Source organism: Yonghaparkia sp. Root332 (assembly GCF_001425665.1).
In the GTDB taxonomy this organism is placed as follows: domain Bacteria; phylum Actinomycetota; class Actinomycetes; order Actinomycetales; family Microbacteriaceae; genus Microcella.
Genome location: NZ_LMCX01000002.1, coordinates 847,453 through 862,846 on the forward strand (window position 1 = coordinate 847,453; position 15,394 = coordinate 862,846).

Genomic DNA, 15,394 nt, shown 5'->3' on the forward strand with positions numbered 1-15,394 from the left:
CTCTCTAGGATCGAATCGTGATGGATGCTCCCGACGGCCCGCGCGCCGCCGCGCCGTCGCCCAGCACCCCGCCGCTCGCGCTCGCCGCGCCCGCCCCTGCCGGGCCGCGACTCGGGGTCGCCGTGCTCGTCGCGGCCCTCGGCGGCTGGACGATGGACCTCGGCTTCCCCGACCTCGGCTGGTGGCCGTTCACGATCCTCGGAACCGCGCTCGTGCTCTGGAGCCTCCGCGGGCGCTCGGCCGGCGGCGCGCTCCTCGTCGGCGCCGTCGCGGGCTTCGTCTACTACGGCGCGCTCATCGAGTGGCTCACCGTCTACCTCGGCATCGTGCCGTGGCTCGCCCTCACGCTCGCGCAGGTCGTCTTCGTCGCGCTCGGCGCGATCCCGATCGCGCTCGCCTGGCGGTGGATGCCCGTGGCCTTCCCCGGCGTCGCCGGCCGTCTGCTGCTGCTCCCGATCGTCCTCGCGGGGCTGTGGACGGCGCGCGAGGGCGTCTCGAACGTGTGGCCCTGGGGCGGCTTCGCGTGGGGCAGGCTCGCGATCTCGCAGTCGGAGGGGCCGCTCGCGCACTGGGCGGCGTGGGCGGGTCTGTCCGGGCTCAGCTTCCTGGTCGCGCTGCTCGCGGCGGTGCTCGCGGCCGTCGCGGTCGAGCGACGCACCCCCGCCCTGTCGCGCGCCGTGCTCGTCGCCGGCCTCTCGGCGACGCTGCTGGTGTGGCCGGCGTTCCCGACGGCGACGAGCGGCAGCGTGCGCGTCGGCGCGGTGCAGGGCGACTCGCAGACGGGTCTGTTCGCGCAGTACGAGCCGGGAGACATCCTCCAGGACCACCTCGACGCGACTGTGCCGCTGTACGAGCTCGACGAGCCGCTCGACGTGGTCGTCTGGCCGGAGAACGGCTCCGACCTCGACCCGCTGCGCTCCGACTACGCCGCCGCCGCGCTCGACTCGGTCTCGAGTCGGCTCGACGCCCCCGTCGTGGTCGGGACGATCACGGCCGCAGGCGAGAAGACCTTCAACTCGGTCCTCCTGTGGCAGGCGGGCCGCGGCGCGATCGATCAGTACGACAAGATCCATCCCGTGCCGTTCGCCGAGTACCTGCCCGAGCGCGAGTTCTTCTACCCCCTCGCCCCGGACCTCTTCGACCTCGTGCCCCGCGACTACTCGTTCGGGCAGCGCGACACCGTGCTCGAGCTGCCCGACGGCGTCGTCGCGGGCGTCGCGATCTGCTACGACATCGTCGACGACGACCTCCTCGCCCGCATGATCGACGAGGATGCGACCGTGCTGCTCGCCCCCACGAACAACGCGGACTTCGGCCGCACCGACCAGAGCGTGCAGCAGCTCGCGATCGCCCGCCTGCGCGCGATCGAGTCCGGGCGCAGCGTCGTGCAGGCCTCGACGGTCGGTGCGAGCGCGATCATCGCGCCCGACGGCTCCACGATCGACGATCTGCCGCTCTTCACCGCGGGCGTCATGGTCCAGGAGGTCCCCCTGAGCGAGGTCGTGACTCCCGCCCACGCCCTGGGCCGCGCACTCGAGTGGTTCCTCTGCCTGCTGTCGGCGGGCGCGCTGCTGGTCGCGGGCGCCGCGTCCCGCGCCGGCCGCGCCGGCCGCGCATCCCAGCGTCGGGGAGAGGTCGCATGACCGCCGACCGCGCAGCGCGCGATCGTCTCGGCGCGGGGGCGAGCCGCTCCGGCGCGAGCACGCTGATCGTTCTGCCCACCTACAACGAGGCCGAGAGCCTGCGGGGCGTCCTCGCGCGCATCCGCGTCGCGGTGCCCGATGCCGACGTCCTCGTGGTCGACGACGCCTCGCCCGACGGCACCGGCCGCATCGCCGACGAGCTCGCCGCGAGCGACCCCGGCGTGCGCGTCCTGCACCGCCCCGGCAAGGACGGCCTGGGCTCGGCCTACCTCGCCGGCTTCGCCCGGGCGGCCGTGGAGGGCTATCGGTTCGTCGTGGAGATCGATGCCGACGGCTCGCACGATCCGGCCGAGCTGCCGGCGATGATCGCCCTCGCCGACGCCGAGTCCGCCGACCTCGTGATCGGCTCGCGCTGGGTGCCCGGCGGCGCGGTCGTCAACTGGCCCTGGGCCCGGCGGGCGATCTCGCGCGGCGGCAACCGCTACGCCCGGGGGATGCTTCGTTCGCGCATCCAGGACCTCACGGCCGGATTCCGGGTCTACCGCACCCTTGCCCTCACCGGTCTGGATGAATCGGTCGTGTCCTCGCACGGCTACTGCTTCCAGGTCGAGCTCGCCTGGCGCATCGAGCGCCGAGGAGGGCGCGTGCTCGAGCACCCGATCGCCTTCGTCGAGCGCGCGACGGGCCGCTCGAAGATGCACGCGGGCATCGTCGGGGAGGCCCTGTGGCGCGTCACCGCCTGGGGATTCGCCCTCCGCCTGGGACGGGGCCCGCTGCCCGGCTAGGCCATGCGCGCGGTCGTCGTCATGACGAGCTCGATACCGCCCTCGACGTCGGTGCGCTCGAGCGCGACCTCGATGCTCGTGAACGCGGCGAGGTCGTCGACGTGCGTGCCTCCGCACGGGATCCGCACCTCGCCCTCGGGCAGTGCGCACACCCACGTGCGCCGCGTCGTGATGGCGGCGTCGGCACGCTCGATGCGCACAGCGCCGCCCGCGGCGACCCACCCGGCGAGCAGGGCGTTCGCCCGCGCCGCGACGGCGGCGACGTCGTCGAGACCGGCGGGAGCGAAGCCCTTGCGACGCAGCGACTTCCCGATGCGGTAGGTGTCGATCGACCCGTGCTCGTGGATGCGCGAGGTCACGATCGCGAGCTGGTCGAATGCGGGATTCCCGAGCGCGTCGCGCGGCGTCTCCTTCGTCCACGAGTCCGAGAGCGCGCCATCGAGCGCGAGCGAGGCGAGGTGGCAGGCCGTGTGCCCCGCGCTGAGCGCCGCCCGCAGGTCGGCGTCGGCGACGACCTCGACGCTCTCGCCCTCGGCGGGCGCTGCGCCGTCGACGAGGTGGGCGACGACGAAGGTCCAGCCCTCGGTGCCGGTGCGCACCGGCAGGTCGGTGCCGAGCAGCAGCGCGCCGTCGTGGATCCCGCCCATGACGGCGCGCTCGATGCGCGCCTCGCCGGCGGCGCCGCGCAGGACGCCGCGATCGGAGGGCTGGTCGGGCCAGGCCGTGTCGATGGGGTGGACGGCTGTCGCGTCGAGGATGACGGCGCTGAGGCCGTCATCGAGAGGCTCGACGTGGAGGACGGTGCCGGTGGACGCCGTCGCGCCGTCGGGGTAGCTGACGAGGGTGTCGTGCGAGGGGAGCGCCATGATGATCGAGCCTAGAGGCTCGATTCCGGACGGCGGTGCGGGCTACGCGCCGAGGCGCTCGTCGGTGCCGCGACGCTGGCGGAGGAGCTGCAGGCGCTCCTCGAGGAGCTCCTCGAGCTCGGCGATCGAGCGGCGCTCGAGCAGCATGTCCCAGTGCGTGCGGGCGGCCTTCACGTCGGCCTGGACGATGTCGATCGGGGTGCCATCGGGGGCGAGGAGGACGCCCTCGCGGCCGGACTTCGGCGACTCCCACGTGTCGGGGAGCTCGGCGTCGGCGGAGAATACGACCTCGAACAGCTCGCCATCGGTGGTCAGGTACTGCGCTCGCTGGCGGGAGGCGAACTCGACGCCCTCCTCGCTCTGCATGCTCTGAGATCCGAGGCGCATGCCTCGCAGAGTCCGATCGGCCATCGTGCTCTCCCCTCTCGTCGCGTACCCGAATCCATGTAAAGGTATAGACCCGTCAGGGGTGCGCGGTCGAGTCGAGGAACGCCTTTCCCAGACCATTGCCAGTGTCACGCGCCCCTACGTCGACGATCGGGAAAGGGTGGTCAGCGGTCGGGGTCGCGCTCCCGGATGAGCGCCATCGCGAGGTCGGCACGGTCGGTGACGATGCCGTCGACGCCGCGATCGAGCAGGCTCGCCATGACGGCGGGGTCGTTGATCGTCCACACGTGGACCTCGACGCCCGCGGACTGGAAGGCGCGCAGCAGCGGGGGAGCGGTGGTCTCGAGCCCCGCGGCGCGGAGCGGGATCTGCACCGCGTGGATGCCCTCGAGCGCCCGTCGCACGAGCGGGACGAGACCGAGGCGCGCGGCGAACAGGGCGGCGGCGAAGCGCGGGCCCGAGGCGCTCGTCGCGACGTCGGGCAGGAGCCGCAGGGCCGCCGCACGGCGACGCTCGCTGAACGAGGTGAGGAGGACGCGATCGTGGGCGCGCGTCTGCCGGACGGCGTCGACGGCGGGGGCGACGGCATCCATGCTCTTCAGATCGATGTTGAACCGCGCGTCGGGGAACGCCTCGAGGGCCTCGGCGAGCGTCGCGAAGCCCTGGCCCTCGCCGAGGTCGATGCCCTGCAGCTGGGCGGCCGTGAGCTCGGAGACCCGGCCGGCGAGACCCGCGACCCGATCGAGCTCGGGGTCGTGCGAGACGATCGCGACCCCGTCGCTCGAGGCGTGGACGTCGGTCTCGACGTGATCGACGCCGAGCGCGAGGGCGTGCGCGAACGCGAGCAGCGTGTTCTCCGGCGCGTCGACCGCGAGCCCCCGGTGCGCGAGCACTCGGGGGCGCGCGGGCGAGAAGTACGCCTCAGCCGACTCCGACCGCACCTACGACGTCGCCCCCGGGGGAACCGGGTCCGTGTGCGGGGCGCTCGGGCGCGGTGCGCCGCCGCCCATGCCGAAGCCGTTCGTCACGCCCTTGAGCGCCTCGGTGAGCTCGCTCGGAATGATCCACATCTTGTTCGATGCGCCCTCGGCGAGCTTCGGCAGCGTCTGCAGGTACTGGTAGGCGAGGAGCTTCGGGTCGGGGTCGCCGACGTGGATCGCCGCGAAGACCGTCTTGATCGCCTCGGCCTCGGCCTCGGCCCGGAGGATCTGCGCCTTCGCGTCACCCTCGGCCTTGAGGATGGCCGACTGCCGCGCGCCCTCGGCCTCGAGGATCTGCGACTGCTTCGTGCCCTCGGCGGTGAGGATGACGGCGCGGCGGTCGCGCTCGGCGCGCATCTGCTTCTCCATCGAGTCCTGGATGCTCGCGGGCGGGTCGATCGCCTTGAGCTCGACGCGGTTGACCCGGAGCCCCCACTTGCCGGTCGCCTCGTCGAGGACGACGCGGAGCTGACCGTTGATGTTGTCGCGGCTCGTGAGCGCCTCCTCGAGGTTGAGGCCGCCGACGACGTTGCGAAGGGTCGTGACCGTGAGCTGCTCGACGCCGGCGAGGTAGTTCGCGATCTCGTAGGTCGCCGCACGCGCGTCGGTCACCTGGAAGTAGATGACGGTGTCGATCGAGACGACGAGGTTGTCCTCGGTGATGACGGGCTGCGGCGGGAAGGAGACGACCTGCTCGCGCATGTCCACGAGCGGCCGGAGCCGGTCGATGAAGGGCACGAGCAGGTTGAGGCCCGGGTTGAGCGTCTTGTGGTACCGGCCGAGGCGCTCGACGACGCCCGCGTACGCCTGCGGCACGATGCGGATCGACCGCAGCAGCACCACGACGACGAAGATGCCGAGGACGACCAGGAGGGCGACCACGAAGAGCTGCCCGATGAACTCGGAGGGACTGATCACGCGGTGGTGCTCCTTTCCTCGGGTGCGACCTCGGCGGTCGCCCCGTCGATCCGGGTGACGACCACGCGGTCGCCCTCGGTGAGGGTGATGGTCTCGTGCGCGGCGTCGAGCCGGGAGGTCCAGGTCTCGCCGTTGCTGAGGCGGACGTAGCCCGTGCCGTCGCGGAAGTCGGTCGTGACGCGCCCGCGCATCCCGCGCAGGGCATCCACGTTGGTGAGCGCCCCGCGCTCATCGCCGCCCCGCCGGAGGGTCTTCAGCAGCAGCGGTCGGATCGTGAACAGCAGCAGGGCCGAGATCACCGCGGCGAGGCCGATCTGCAGCCACCACTCGCCGCCGGCGAGATTCGTGCCCAGCCCGCCGATGAGACTGCCGGCGGCGATCATGAGGAAGGTGAACTCGAGCGTCAGCAGCTCGATGATCACGCAGACGAGCGCGAACACGATCCAGATGATCCAGAGGTACTGAACGATGTCGGGCAACGGCGCCTCTTCCACGGTCGATTGTTCCTCACGCTATCACCGCCCTCCGACGCTCCTCCGGGCCCGACACGGCGCCGGAAGACCGGTAGTGTCGAGACTCGTGAACAGCCCCCTCGCCGCCGGCTCGCTCGCCGGCATGACCGCTCTCGTCACCGGCTCCTCCCGCGGCATCGGCGCCGACACCGTGCGCTTCTTCGCCGCCGCGGGCGCGAACGTCGTCATCAACTACCGCTCGAAGGCGCCGCGCGCCGAGAAGCTGCTCGCCGAGCTCGAGGCCGGCGGCACCGAGGGTCTCGCCGTCGGCGCCGACCTGACCGATCCGGCGTCGGTCGAGGCGATGATGCAGCAGGTGCAGGATCGCTTCGGGCGCATCGACATCCTCGTGCTCAACGCCTCGGGCGGCATGGAGGCCGGCATGGGCGAGGACTACGCGCTGCGCCTCAACCGCGACGCGCAGGTCACCGTCCTCACGAAGGCCCTCCCGCTGCTCCACGAGGGCGCGCGCATCGTGTTCGTCACGAGCCACCAGGCGCACTTCATCCGCACCGTGCCGACGATGCCCGAGTACGAGCCGGTCGCGCTGTCGAAGCGAGCGGGTGAGGATGCCCTGCGCGAGTTCATCCCTCAGCTCGAGGCCGCCGGCATCGGCTTCACCGTCGTCTCCGGCGACATGATCGAGGGCACGGTCACCGCGACGCTCCTCGATCGCGCGAACCCGGGAGCCATCGAGGCCCGCAAGGAGGCCGTGGGGAAGCTCTACAACGTGAGCGAGTTCGCCGCCGAGGTCGCCCGGGCCGCCGTCGACCCGGTCCCCGCGGACAGCACGCGTCTCGTGGGCGACGTGGCCTACTTCACCGAGTACGCGCCGACCGCGGGGGAGTAGCGCCGTGGCCCCGACGCCGGGCCTGCGCCGGACATCCCGCATTCTGCTCGTGGACCCCTCGGGGGCCGCGCTGCTGTTCCTCACGGCCTCGCCCGACACGACGCGATTCGCCCGCTGGATCACCCCCGGCGGGGGAGTGGACCCGGGGGAGTCGCACGAGCAGGCGGCGATCCGCGAGCTGTTCGAGGAGACGGGGCTCGTGGTCGAGAGCGTCGGCGAGCCGGTGTGGAGCCTCGACTTCGAGGTGACGTGGGATGCCGCGGATCACGACCGCGGTCACGCCGAGTACTTTCTTCTGCGCTGCGAGCGCTTCGAGCCGGTGTCGACGAACTGGACCGACGACGAGCACGTCGACGTGACCGCGCACGGGTGGTTCACCGCGGACGAGCTGCTCGCCACCGGCCAGCCCTTCGAGCCCTACGACCTGCCGCGGCTGCTGCGCTCGATCTCCGCGTCCTGATCGTCGCGCGACGGTCGGCGCCACACCGGCTCGGCCTCCGCCATCTCCTCCGCGGTCGCGACGCGGAACGGGGGAGCGTTCTCGACGACGATCTCGTGGCGACTCTGGCCGCGCGTCGCCCGGAGGCTCGCGACGATCGAGACGGTGATGATGAGGGCGACGACCGCGAGTGAGACGCTCGTGGGGATCTTGTAGACGTCCAGCAGCAGCATCTTGATACCCACCCAGATCAGGACGAACGCCAGGCCCAGCTTGAGGTAGACGAAGCGGTGCATGAGGTCGGCGAGCAGGAAGTACATCGCCCGCAGCCCCAGGATCGCGAAGGCGTTCGCGGTGAAGACGATGAACGGCTCGCTCGTGATCCCGAAGATGGCGGGGATGGAGTCGATCGCGAAGATGATGTCGGTCACCTCCACGAGCACGAGCACGGCGAGCAGGGGAGTGGCGACGATCACGCCGGCCTTGCGGATGAGGAACCTCTGACCGTGGTACGCGTCGGTCATCGGGATCGCCCGGCGGAAGACCTTGAGGATCGTCGAGTTCGCGACGTCCATGTGCTCGTTGCGCTTCCGGATCATCATCCAGCCGGTGTAGAGCAGGAACGCCGCGAACAGGTAGAGGATCCAGGAGAACTGGTCGATGAGCACCGCGCCGAGGGCGATGAAGATGCCGCGGAAGACGAGCGCGCCGAGCACGCCGAGGAACAGCACGCGGTGCTGGTACTCGCGGGGCACGTGGAAGAAGGCGAAGATGATCGCCCACACGAACACGTTGTCGACGGCGAGCGACTTCTCGATGAGGTAGCCGGCGTAGTACTGCTGCCCGAGCTCGGCGCCGTACTCGGCCCAGATGTAGCCGCCGAAGGCGACGCCGAGCGTCACCCAGATGATGGACCACACGGCGGCCTCGCGCACGCCGATGACGTGGGCCTTGCGGTGGGCGAAGAGATCGATCGCGAGCATGGCGATGATGACGCCGAGAACGGCGAACCACAGCCAGAGGGGTACGTCCATGACGGAGCTCCTGAATGGTCGATGAGGCGATTCAGGAGGTCTTTCCCGGCCAGAACGGTCAGATTCGGCCCGTGGCGCCGGATCCGTGCGGACGGAACGTAATGACGACGCGACGCGGGTCGGGGATACTCCCCTCCGAGAACGAGTGAACCACACTTCAGGCTTTCCGAGCGCATCCGGAGCGATCCTCTCGGCGGATTCTCGCTCTCGGGTCACCTGGGCGGGCCGATCCGATGGTGTGATGAACGGATGACCGTCCAGGCCACGCAGTACGACCTCGAGCCGACCGTGCCGGCGTTCTTCGACTCGCCGCTCTCGGTCATCCTGATCGCCTGGTTCGTCATGCTCGCGATCGCCATCCGCTCGATCCAGCGTCAGGTGGAACGGCTGGGCGTCCGGGGAGTCACCGCCTGGATCGTCGTCGTCATCATCGGTGGTCCGCTCGGCGTCCTGGCGTGGTTCTCGCTCGGACACCGCCCAGGATCACCGCCCACGGCGCAGGGGCCGTCGCCCCTTTCATGACCACACCGAAGACTTGCTCGCTTTTCGCGGCTGAGCGGCGCTAGTCCCGGCCCATGCCCGATGGTGAGCTCGTGAATCCGACCCTCGTCGTTGCGCCGACCCAGTTTCCGATAATCATCATTATGTCAGCTAGCTGACAGCGGCGGCACGGCTCAGCGCGCGATCGTGACGTGGACGACTCCGCTCTCGGCGACCTCGCTCGTGACAGTGCGGCCCTCGTCGAGTCGCCGCAGATCGTCCCACAGCCGCCCGCCGCGCCCGAGCACGATCGGCGCGATGCCGACGTGCAGCCGGTCGACGAGATCCGCGGCGAGGAACGCGCGCGCGACGCCGAGCCCTCCGCCGATCCGGATGTCGGCGTCGCCCGCGAGCCGCCGGGCACGCGCGAGCGCATCCTCCGGGCTCGCCGCCAGGAACTCGAACCGCGTCCCGTTCTCGAACTCGATCGGCGCGCGCTCGCGATGGGTCAGCACGAGCACGGGCACGCGGAACGGCGGCTCGTCGCCCCACCAGCCGCGCCAGTCCGGGTCGTCCGGGAAGGCGTGGAGGCCGAACATCCCCGCCCCCATGATCTCGGCGCCCACCTCGTCGAAGTAGGCGGACGCGTAGCGGTCGTCGACGCCCGTCGTGCCCGCGCCCGTCGGGTCGTGCAGGACCCGCTCGCGGAAGGTCCGCGTGGCGATGTAGGCCGCGACGAGCCGACCCCAGTCCTCCCCCATCGGGTTCTCCGGGCTCGGGTCGGCGGGCTTCGCGACGCCGTCGAGCGAGATGTTCAGGTCAAGGCGGACCACTATGGCGCAATTCCTTCCCTCAGTCGGCGAGCCCGAGCAGCGGCCGCAGCTCCACGCGTCGGCTGCAGGCGCGGGATGCCCGCGTCGCGAGCGCGAGAGCGGCATCCCGATCGGGCGCCCCGATGACCCAGAATCCGGCGACGTACTCGCGCGTGTCGTGGAGCGGCCCGGGCCGGACCTCCGGGTCTCCCCCGCGCGCGTCGATCACGGCCGCCTCCGCGGGCGCGGCGATGCCGCCGGCGACGACCCAGTGACCGCCCGCCCTGAGCGCGTCATTGAAGGAGTCGATCGCCGCGGCCTCGCCGCCGGTGGCCGATCCGCTCGTGTCGTCGATGACCGAGATCAGGAAGTGCACGTCAGACTCCTTCGTCGTCGGGCACCCAGCGAAGCACATCCCCCGGCTGGCAGTCGAGAGCCGCGCACAGGGAATCCAGCGTGCTGAACCGCACGGCCTTCGCGCGACCGTTCTTGAGCACCGCGAGGTTGGCGGGCGTGATGCCGACGCGCTCCGCGAGCACTCCGACGGGCATCTTGCGGCGGGCGAGCATGACGTCGACGTCGACGACGATCGGCATCAGATCACCTCGTCGAGCTCGGAGCGCAGCTCGCGCGCCTCTTGCTCTCGCGCGATCGCCTGGGCGAGCAGGGCGCGCATCACGACGACGACGAGCGCGACGCCCGCGATGACGAGCGACGCCCCGCACAGCAGCCCGACGACGCCCGGCGCGACCTCCCCCGGAGCGAGCGCGATCGCGAGGACGAGCACGAGCGCCGACAGAACGACGATCGCGCCGATGATGACGTCGACCCAGCGGAACGCCGCGGCGCTGAAGACCGAGCCGTGACGCACGAGGCCGAGCAGCCGCCACACTCCGATCGCGCCGACCTGCAGGCACAGGATGCTCAGCGCGGCGATCGCGACGAGCAGGATGCGCCCCCCGAACGCCTCCCCCGCGAGATCGGCCCAGACGAGCGGCAGGATGACCACCTGCACGAGGACCGACCCGAGAAGGGACAGCGCGAGGATCACGCGGGTGACGAGAATCAGTGCCGGGTTCACGAGACTTCCTATCGATCGACAGTCATAACCTATTGTTCTTCAATATATATCGCAAGAGTCGTCCCTGCCGCTCCCCTGCCCGGCCCCTCCCCGGCTCCTAGGCTCGACTCGTGCCCGCCGCCGACCCGACCGCCCCGCGCCGCTGCCCCTGCGGCTCCGGGCTCACGTACGACGAGTGCTGCGGTCCGCTCCACCGGCGCGAGCGCGCCGCGCCCACGGCCGAGCAGCTCATGCGCTCGCGGTTCTCGGCGTTCGCGGTCGGCGATGCCGCCTACCTGCTCGCGACGTGGCATCCCTCGACCCGGCCCGCGACGCTCGAGCTCGACGCCTCGATGCGGTGGTACCGGCTCGACGTCCTGCGCACCGAGCGCGGCGGCCCGCTCGATCGCGACGGCGTCGTCGCCTTCGACGCCCACTACCGCTCCCCCGACGGCGCCGGAGTGCAGAACGAGGTCAGCGCGTTCCGCCGCGACGACGGCCGCTGGTTCTACCTCGCCGAGAGCTGACCCCCATCCGGGGGTCCGGTCGCTCCGAAGAGAGGATGCCAGCACCATCCGCTCCCCCACTCTCGGAGGTTTCAATGAAGAAGGTCCTCTCCACCGCGTTCGCGACGGCCCTCGTCGCGACCGGACTCGTCCTCGGCGGCGCGAGCGCCGCATCCGCCGCCCACTGCGTCGACTCGACGGGCACCTCGCCCGGCTTCTCGTGGTTCGGCGCTCACGTCCGCCTCGTCGACCACGCCGAGGGCGGCAACCCCGGCCCGCATATGGGCACCTCGGGCGCCTCGAACTGCCTCGAGACGAGCGGCAACCCTTCCGAGCGGTCCTCGAACCGCTAGCGGCACCGACTGCTCGCGCGGCCTCGACGACCGGCAGCGAGCCGAGCGACGCCCCGACCGCCCGACGGTCGGGGCGTCGTCGCGTCCGGGCGCGCAGTCGACGTCGGGCGCAGGGGCGCTCCGGTCAGCGGGCGCCGGCCGCGACCGACGCGCCGTCGACGCGGATGCCCGCGGCCGCCGAGCGCCCTCCCGTCGCCGTCGAGAGCGCGCGATCGAGGTCCAGCCAGAGATCCTCGACGCTCTCGAGCCCGATCGACAGGCGCAGGATCCCCGCGCCCGGGCGTGCCTCGGGTGCGACGGGTCGGTGGGTGAGCGAGGCGGGGTGCTGCACGAGCGAGTCGACGCCGCCGAGCGAGACCGCGTGGGTGAAGAGTCCGAGCTCCGCGATGGTCGACTCAGCCGCGGCGAGTCCGCCGGCGAGCTCGATCGCGAGCATCGCGCCGGGCCCGCGCATCTGCCGGCCGATGAGTCCGCTCGGGTCGCTGTCGCCGAGCCCCGGGTAGTGCACGTGCGCGATCGCGCCGTGGCTCGAGAGCCGGTCGGCGAGGGTGCGCGCCGAGTCCTGCTGCGCGCGGACGCGCAGGGCGAGGGTCGGCAGACCGCGGTGCAGCAGGTAGGCGCCGAGCGGGTGCAGCAGTCCGCCCGTGATCGCGCGCACGGGGCGGATCGCCGTCGCCCACTCCTCCGAGCACGCGATGACGCCGCCGATGACGTCCCCGTGCCCGCCGAGGTACTTCGTCGCGCTGTGCAGCACGAGCGCGGCGCCCTGATCGGCCGGGTTCTGCAGCACCGGGGTCGCGAAGGTGTTGTCGACGAGCACGGGAGCATCGCCAGCCGCGCCGACGACCGCGGCGATGTCGACGAGCTCGAGCGTGGGGTTCGCGGGGGTCTCGACGACGACGAGGCACGTGTCGGGGCGCATCGCCGCGGCGACGCCCTCGGCCGTCGTGAACGTCGTCTCGACGCTCAGCAGGCCCGAGGCGAGCAGGTGATCGGTGCCGCCGTAGAGGGGGCGGACGGCGACGACGTGCCGACCGCGACCCCGGTTGGCGGCAGCCATGACGGCTGCGGTGAACGCCGCCATCCCCGAGGCGAAGGCGACGGAGGCGTCCGTGCGCTCGAGCTGCGCGAGCGCCTCCTCGAAGCGCGCGACCGTGGGGTTCCACAGACGGGCGTAGACGTTGCCGCCTTCGGTGGGGCGATGCCCCGTCGCCATCGACTCGTACGAGCCGCCGCCGAGCTCGACGTCAGGCAGCGGGTTCGTGGTCGAGAGATCGATCGGCAGGGCGTGGACGCCCATCGCGGCGAGGTCCTCCCGCCCGGCGTGCACGGCAAGAGTCTCGAAAGCGACAGCATCGTCCATGCGCCCACAGTGGACTCTCCTGCGATTGAAGACAACGTCCCCCGAATCTTCCGCGGATCATCCTCGATCAGTCGAATCTCCTGCATGATGGGGGCATGGATGCTCGTCCCTCGTCGAAGATCCCGCGAGCCGCGCCGCTCGATGCCGTCGACCTCGCGATGCTCGCCGAGCTCGATGCGAACGGGCGGCTCACGAACGCCGCGCTCGCCGAGCGCGTCGGGGTCGCCGAGTCGACCTGCAGCCAGCGCCTGCGCGTCCTCCGCGAGTCGGGCGTCATCCGCCGGTTCCGCGCCCAGATCGACCCGGCCGCTCTGGGGCTGGGGCTCGAGGCCGTGATCACCGTCCGTCTCGCGAGCCACTCGCGCGACCAGGTGCAGGCGTTCCAGTCGCGCCTGCGCGACATCCCGAACGTTGTGCGGATCTTCCACGTCGCGGGGGCCGACGACTACCTCCTGCACGTCGCCGTCGAGTCGGCCGCCGCCCTGCGCGACCTCGTGCTCGAGCACCTGCAGGTGCACCCGGGCGTGCGGCACACCGAGACGCAGCTGGTCTTCGAGGTCATCGACGGTGCGGGCCTGCTCCCCCGGTCCTGACCCCTCGCTCGCGCGGGGCCGTCAGGAGCGATCGGCGACGGACCGCGTCGCGGCGGACCACTCCTGAAGCATGCGCGCAGCGCGCCCGGAGTCGACGACGTCGGCCGCGACCTGCAGCTGCTCGCGCAGACGCTCGACGATCGGCCGCGTGAGCTGCGAGGGATCCTGCGCGAGTCGGAACGACACGAGCCCGGCTGCGGCGTTGAGCAGCACGATGTCACGCACCGGGCCGGCCTCCCCGGCGAGGACGCCGCGAGCGAGTGCGGCGTTGTGCGCCGGGCCCGCGCCGAGGATCCCCTCGATCGGGCTGTGCGGGATGCCGAGCTCGCGCGGGTCGATGTCGTGCTCCGTCACCGAGCCGCGGGAGACCTCCCACATGTGCGAGTGGCCCGTCGTCGTCAGCTTGTCGATCCCGTCGTCGCCGCGGTACACGAGGGCGGTCGCGCCCCGGGTGCGGAAGACGCCGACCACGAGCGGCACGCGGTCCAGATTCGCGACCCCGACCGCCGAGGCCTCCGGCCGCGCGGGGTTCACCAGCGGGCCGAGGATGTTGAAGAGGGTCGACACGCCCAGCTCGCGGCGCACCGGCCCCGCATGCCGGAAGCCGGGGTGGAAGGTCTGCGCGTGGAGGAAGGTCAGCCCCACCTCGCGGAAGACGCGTGCGACGTCGTCGGGCTCGAGCGCGAGGTCGATGCCGAGCTCGCTCAGCACGTCGGATGCGCCGGAGGCGCTGCTCGCGCCGCGGTTGCCGTGCTTGGCGACGGGGACGCCCGCGCCGGCGACCACGATCGACGCGATCGAGGAGACGTTCACGACGGCGCCGAAGGGGTCTCCGCCGGTTCCCACGATGTCGAGCGCCATCGGATCGATGTCGATCGTGCGGGCGTGGGCGAGAGCCGCGTCGCGGAATCCCACGAACTCGTCGACCGTCTCGCCCTTCGCCCGCAGGGCGATCAGGAAGCCCGCCAGCTGGGCGGGGGTGGCCTCCCCCTGCATGACCTGCTCCATGGCCCAGGCCGCCTCGGCGATGCTCAGATCCTCCCCGTCGAGCAGTCGAGCGAGCAGAGCGGGCCAGGTCGGGGCGGCAGACATGGGTAAAGGCTAGTGAATCGCCGCGAGAAGGCATGTCGACGGGCAAGAAGTGCCCCGGGCATCCGTCATAATGAAGAGGTGACCAGCACCTCTCTGTCGAGATCTCTCACCGCTCCCACGATCAACCGACCCAACATCGTTGCCGTCGGCACGATCGTCTGGCTCGGCAGCGAGGTCATGTTCTTCGCCGGCCTCTTCGCGATCTACTTCACGCTGCGGTCGACGTCGCCCGAGCTGTGGGAGGCGGGCACCGAGGTCTTCAACGTCCCCTTCGCGGCCGTCAATACGACCATCCTCGTGCTCTCGAGCGTGACGGCCCAGTTCGGCGTCTTCGCGGCCGAGCGGCTGCAGGCCCGCCGCACCGGCTGGAAGCCCACGCAGTGGGGGATGATCGAGTGGTTCTTCCTCACCTACGCCATGGGTGCGGTCTTCGTCATCGGCCAGGTCTACGAGTACGCGATCCTCGTCAGCGAGCACGTCTCGCTCACCTCCGACGCGTTCGGCTCGGCGTTCTACCTGACGACCGGCTTCCACGGCCTCCACGTCACAGGCGGTCTGATCGCCTTCCTCCTCGTCATCGGCCGGGCCTACTCGGTCAAGGTCTTCACCCACCGCGACGCCACCAGCGCGATCGTCGTGTCGTACTACTGGCACTTCGTCGACGTCGTCTGGATCGGCCTCTTCCTCGTCATCTACGTCCTCCAATGAGCAATCGAATCGA

21 protein-coding genes are annotated in these 15,394 nt (G+C 71.3%); 9 read left to right on the forward strand and 12 right to left on the reverse strand.

Going from position 1 to position 15,394, the window contains the following annotated elements:
• The first annotated feature begins 20 nt into the window (after positions 1-20).
• Entirely contained in the window at positions 21-1,643 is a 1,623-nt protein-coding gene (lnt, locus tag ASC54_RS11635) for an apolipoprotein N-acyltransferase (RefSeq protein ID WP_082515069.1), read from the forward strand.
• Positions 1,640-2,428 carry a polyprenol monophosphomannose synthase gene (locus ASC54_RS11640; protein ID WP_055861446.1) on the forward strand — a complete coding sequence of 263 codons (789 nt, stop codon included), beginning with the start codon at positions 1,640-1,642 and terminating at the stop codon, positions 2,426-2,428. Before lnt ends, ASC54_RS11640 begins: the two co-directional genes overlap by 4 nt.
• Here the strand turns inward: ASC54_RS11640 and ASC54_RS11645 are convergent.
• The 5 genes from ASC54_RS11645 to ASC54_RS11665 form a co-directional block, all read right to left on the reverse strand.
• Positions 2,425-3,294: a hypothetical protein gene (locus ASC54_RS11645; RefSeq protein ID WP_055861449.1), complete on the reverse strand. Its 870-nt coding sequence runs from the start codon at positions 3,292-3,294 to the stop codon at positions 2,425-2,427. The two genes, ASC54_RS11640 and ASC54_RS11645, sit on opposite strands and share 4 nt — an antisense overlap.
• Before the next feature lie 42 nt (positions 3,295-3,336).
• Positions 3,337-3,705: an RNA polymerase-binding protein RbpA gene (locus tag ASC54_RS11650; protein ID WP_055899161.1), complete on the reverse strand. Its 369-nt coding sequence runs from the start codon at positions 3,703-3,705 to the stop codon at positions 3,337-3,339.
• 140 nt (positions 3,706-3,845) lie between these two features.
• A complete protein-coding gene (locus ASC54_RS11655) occupies positions 3,846-4,622 on the reverse strand; it encodes a glycerophosphodiester phosphodiesterase family protein (RefSeq protein ID WP_055899164.1) in 777 nt (258 codons plus the stop codon).
• Positions 4,623-5,579 (reverse strand): SPFH domain-containing protein, encoded by a 957-nt coding sequence (locus ASC54_RS11660; RefSeq protein ID WP_055861458.1) that lies wholly within the window; start codon positions 5,577-5,579, stop codon positions 4,623-4,625.
• On the reverse strand, positions 5,576-6,058 hold the full coding sequence (locus tag ASC54_RS11665) for an NfeD family protein (protein WP_055862138.1): 483 nt from the start codon (positions 6,056-6,058) through the stop codon (positions 5,576-5,578). The genes ASC54_RS11660 and ASC54_RS11665 overlap by 4 nt, the downstream gene beginning before the upstream one ends.
• 136 nt (positions 6,059-6,194) lie before the next feature.
• Between ASC54_RS11665 and ASC54_RS11670 the strand changes: the two genes are divergently transcribed.
• Together ASC54_RS11670 and ASC54_RS11675 are read left to right on the forward strand one after the other, a co-directional pair.
• Positions 6,195-6,941, forward strand: coding sequence for an SDR family oxidoreductase (locus ASC54_RS11670; protein WP_369813331.1), 747 nt, complete (start codon positions 6,195-6,197; stop codon positions 6,939-6,941).
• Positions 6,942-6,945: 4 nt separating this feature from the next.
• Positions 6,946-7,401 (forward strand): NUDIX hydrolase, encoded by a 456-nt coding sequence (locus ASC54_RS11675; protein ID WP_055899167.1) that lies wholly within the window; start codon positions 6,946-6,948, stop codon positions 7,399-7,401.
• Here the strand turns inward: ASC54_RS11675 and ASC54_RS11680 are convergent.
• Positions 7,359-8,414: a TerC family protein gene (locus tag ASC54_RS11680; RefSeq protein ID WP_055899169.1), complete on the reverse strand. Its 1,056-nt coding sequence runs from the start codon at positions 8,412-8,414 to the stop codon at positions 7,359-7,361. The genes ASC54_RS11675 and ASC54_RS11680 overlap by 43 nt on opposite strands.
• Before the next feature lie 249 nt (positions 8,415-8,663).
• Here ASC54_RS11680 and ASC54_RS11685 point away from each other — a divergent pair, with 249 nt between their 5' ends.
• On the forward strand, positions 8,664-8,936 hold the full coding sequence (locus tag ASC54_RS11685) for a hypothetical protein (RefSeq protein WP_055861470.1): 273 nt from the start codon (positions 8,664-8,666) through the stop codon (positions 8,934-8,936).
• A 152-nt stretch (positions 8,937-9,088) separates the two neighbouring features.
• On the opposite strand, the gene ASC54_RS11690 is transcribed toward ASC54_RS11685, so the two are convergent.
• Genes ASC54_RS11690 through ASC54_RS11705 form a run of 4 tightly spaced genes read right to left on the reverse strand, consistent with a single transcriptional unit; the run spans position 9,089 to position 10,787 of the window.
• Entirely contained in the window at positions 9,089-9,730 is a 642-nt protein-coding gene (locus tag ASC54_RS11690) for a dihydrofolate reductase family protein (RefSeq protein WP_055862141.1), read from the reverse strand.
• 16 nt (positions 9,731-9,746) lie between these two features.
• Entirely contained in the window at positions 9,747-10,082 is a 336-nt protein-coding gene (locus ASC54_RS11695) for a YciI family protein (protein WP_055899172.1), read from the reverse strand.
• A gap of 1 nt (position 10,083) precedes the next feature.
• Positions 10,084-10,302 (reverse strand): helix-turn-helix transcriptional regulator, encoded by a 219-nt coding sequence (locus ASC54_RS11700; protein WP_055861476.1) that lies wholly within the window; start codon positions 10,300-10,302, stop codon positions 10,084-10,086.
• A complete protein-coding gene (locus ASC54_RS11705; protein WP_055899175.1) occupies positions 10,302-10,787 on the reverse strand; it encodes a DUF2975 domain-containing protein in 486 nt (161 codons plus the stop codon). Before ASC54_RS11705 ends, ASC54_RS11700 begins: the two co-directional genes overlap by 1 nt.
• 110 nt (positions 10,788-10,897) lie before the next feature.
• On the opposite strand from ASC54_RS11705, the gene ASC54_RS11710 reads away from it, so the two are divergent.
• Both ASC54_RS11710 and ASC54_RS11715 read left to right on the forward strand, forming a co-directional pair.
• Positions 10,898-11,293: a YchJ family protein gene (locus ASC54_RS11710; protein ID WP_055899178.1), complete on the forward strand. Its 396-nt coding sequence runs from the start codon at positions 10,898-10,900 to the stop codon at positions 11,291-11,293.
• 74 nt (positions 11,294-11,367) lie between these two features.
• Positions 11,368-11,625, forward strand: a complete 258-nt coding sequence (locus ASC54_RS11715) for a hypothetical protein (protein ID WP_055861482.1) — start codon at positions 11,368-11,370, stop codon at positions 11,623-11,625.
• A 124-nt stretch (positions 11,626-11,749) separates the two neighbouring features.
• Here the strand turns inward: ASC54_RS11715 and ASC54_RS11720 are convergent, their stop codons facing one another.
• Entirely contained in the window at positions 11,750-12,988 is a 1,239-nt protein-coding gene (locus tag ASC54_RS11720) for a PLP-dependent aspartate aminotransferase family protein (protein WP_055861485.1), read from the reverse strand.
• A gap of 95 nt (positions 12,989-13,083) precedes the next feature.
• Here ASC54_RS11720 and ASC54_RS11725 point away from each other — a divergent pair, with 95 nt between their 5' ends.
• A complete protein-coding gene (locus ASC54_RS11725) occupies positions 13,084-13,581 on the forward strand; it encodes an Lrp/AsnC family transcriptional regulator (RefSeq protein WP_055899182.1) in 498 nt (165 codons plus the stop codon).
• Positions 13,582-13,602: 21 nt separating this feature from the next.
• On the opposite strand, the gene trpD is transcribed toward ASC54_RS11725, so the two are convergent.
• Positions 13,603-14,673 carry an anthranilate phosphoribosyltransferase gene (gene trpD, locus ASC54_RS11730; RefSeq protein WP_055899184.1) on the reverse strand — a complete coding sequence of 357 codons (1,071 nt, stop codon included), beginning with the start codon at positions 14,671-14,673 and terminating at the stop codon, positions 13,603-13,605.
• A 78-nt stretch (positions 14,674-14,751) separates the two neighbouring features.
• Between trpD and ASC54_RS11735 the strand changes: the two genes are divergently transcribed.
• The gene (locus tag ASC54_RS11735; protein ID WP_055861494.1) at positions 14,752-15,381 is read left to right on the forward strand and encodes a heme-copper oxidase subunit III; all 630 of its coding nucleotides are present in this window, start codon (positions 14,752-14,754) and stop codon (positions 15,379-15,381) included.
• Positions 15,382-15,394: the final 13 nt, after the last annotated feature.

What these genes read in the sequence shown, in the direction of transcription:
- ASC54_RS11645 (WP_055861449.1), bottom strand. Translation starts at nt 3,294, where the DNA reads ATGGCGCTCCCCTCGCACGACACCCTCGTCAGCTACCCCGACGGCGCG.
- lnt (WP_082515069.1), top strand. Translation starts at nt 21, where the DNA reads ATGGATGCTCCCGACGGCCCGCGCGCCGCCGCGCCGTCGCCCAGCACC.
- ASC54_RS11720 (WP_055861485.1), bottom strand. Translation starts at nt 12,988, where the DNA reads ATGGACGATGCTGTCGCTTTCGAGACTCTTGCCGTGCACGCCGGGCGG.
- trpD (WP_055899184.1), bottom strand. Translation starts at nt 14,673, where the DNA reads ATGTCTGCCGCCCCGACCTGGCCCGCTCTGCTCGCTCGACTGCTCGAC.
- ASC54_RS11725 (WP_055899182.1), top strand. Translation starts at nt 13,084, where the DNA reads ATGGATGCTCGTCCCTCGTCGAAGATCCCGCGAGCCGCGCCGCTCGAT.
- ASC54_RS11685 (WP_055861470.1), top strand. Translation starts at nt 8,664, where the DNA reads ATGACCGTCCAGGCCACGCAGTACGACCTCGAGCCGACCGTGCCGGCG.
- ASC54_RS11650 (WP_055899161.1), bottom strand. Translation starts at nt 3,705, where the DNA reads ATGGCCGATCGGACTCTGCGAGGCATGCGCCTCGGATCTCAGAGCATG.
- ASC54_RS11680 (WP_055899169.1), bottom strand. Translation starts at nt 8,414, where the DNA reads ATGGACGTACCCCTCTGGCTGTGGTTCGCCGTTCTCGGCGTCATCATC.
- ASC54_RS11670 (WP_369813331.1), top strand. Translation starts at nt 6,195, where the DNA reads ATGACCGCTCTCGTCACCGGCTCCTCCCGCGGCATCGGCGCCGACACC.
- ASC54_RS11640 (WP_055861446.1), top strand. Translation starts at nt 1,640, where the DNA reads ATGACCGCCGACCGCGCAGCGCGCGATCGTCTCGGCGCGGGGGCGAGC.
- ASC54_RS11700 (WP_055861476.1), bottom strand. Translation starts at nt 10,302, where the DNA reads ATGCCGATCGTCGTCGACGTCGACGTCATGCTCGCCCGCCGCAAGATG.
- ASC54_RS11715 (WP_055861482.1), top strand. Translation starts at nt 11,368, where the DNA reads ATGAAGAAGGTCCTCTCCACCGCGTTCGCGACGGCCCTCGTCGCGACC.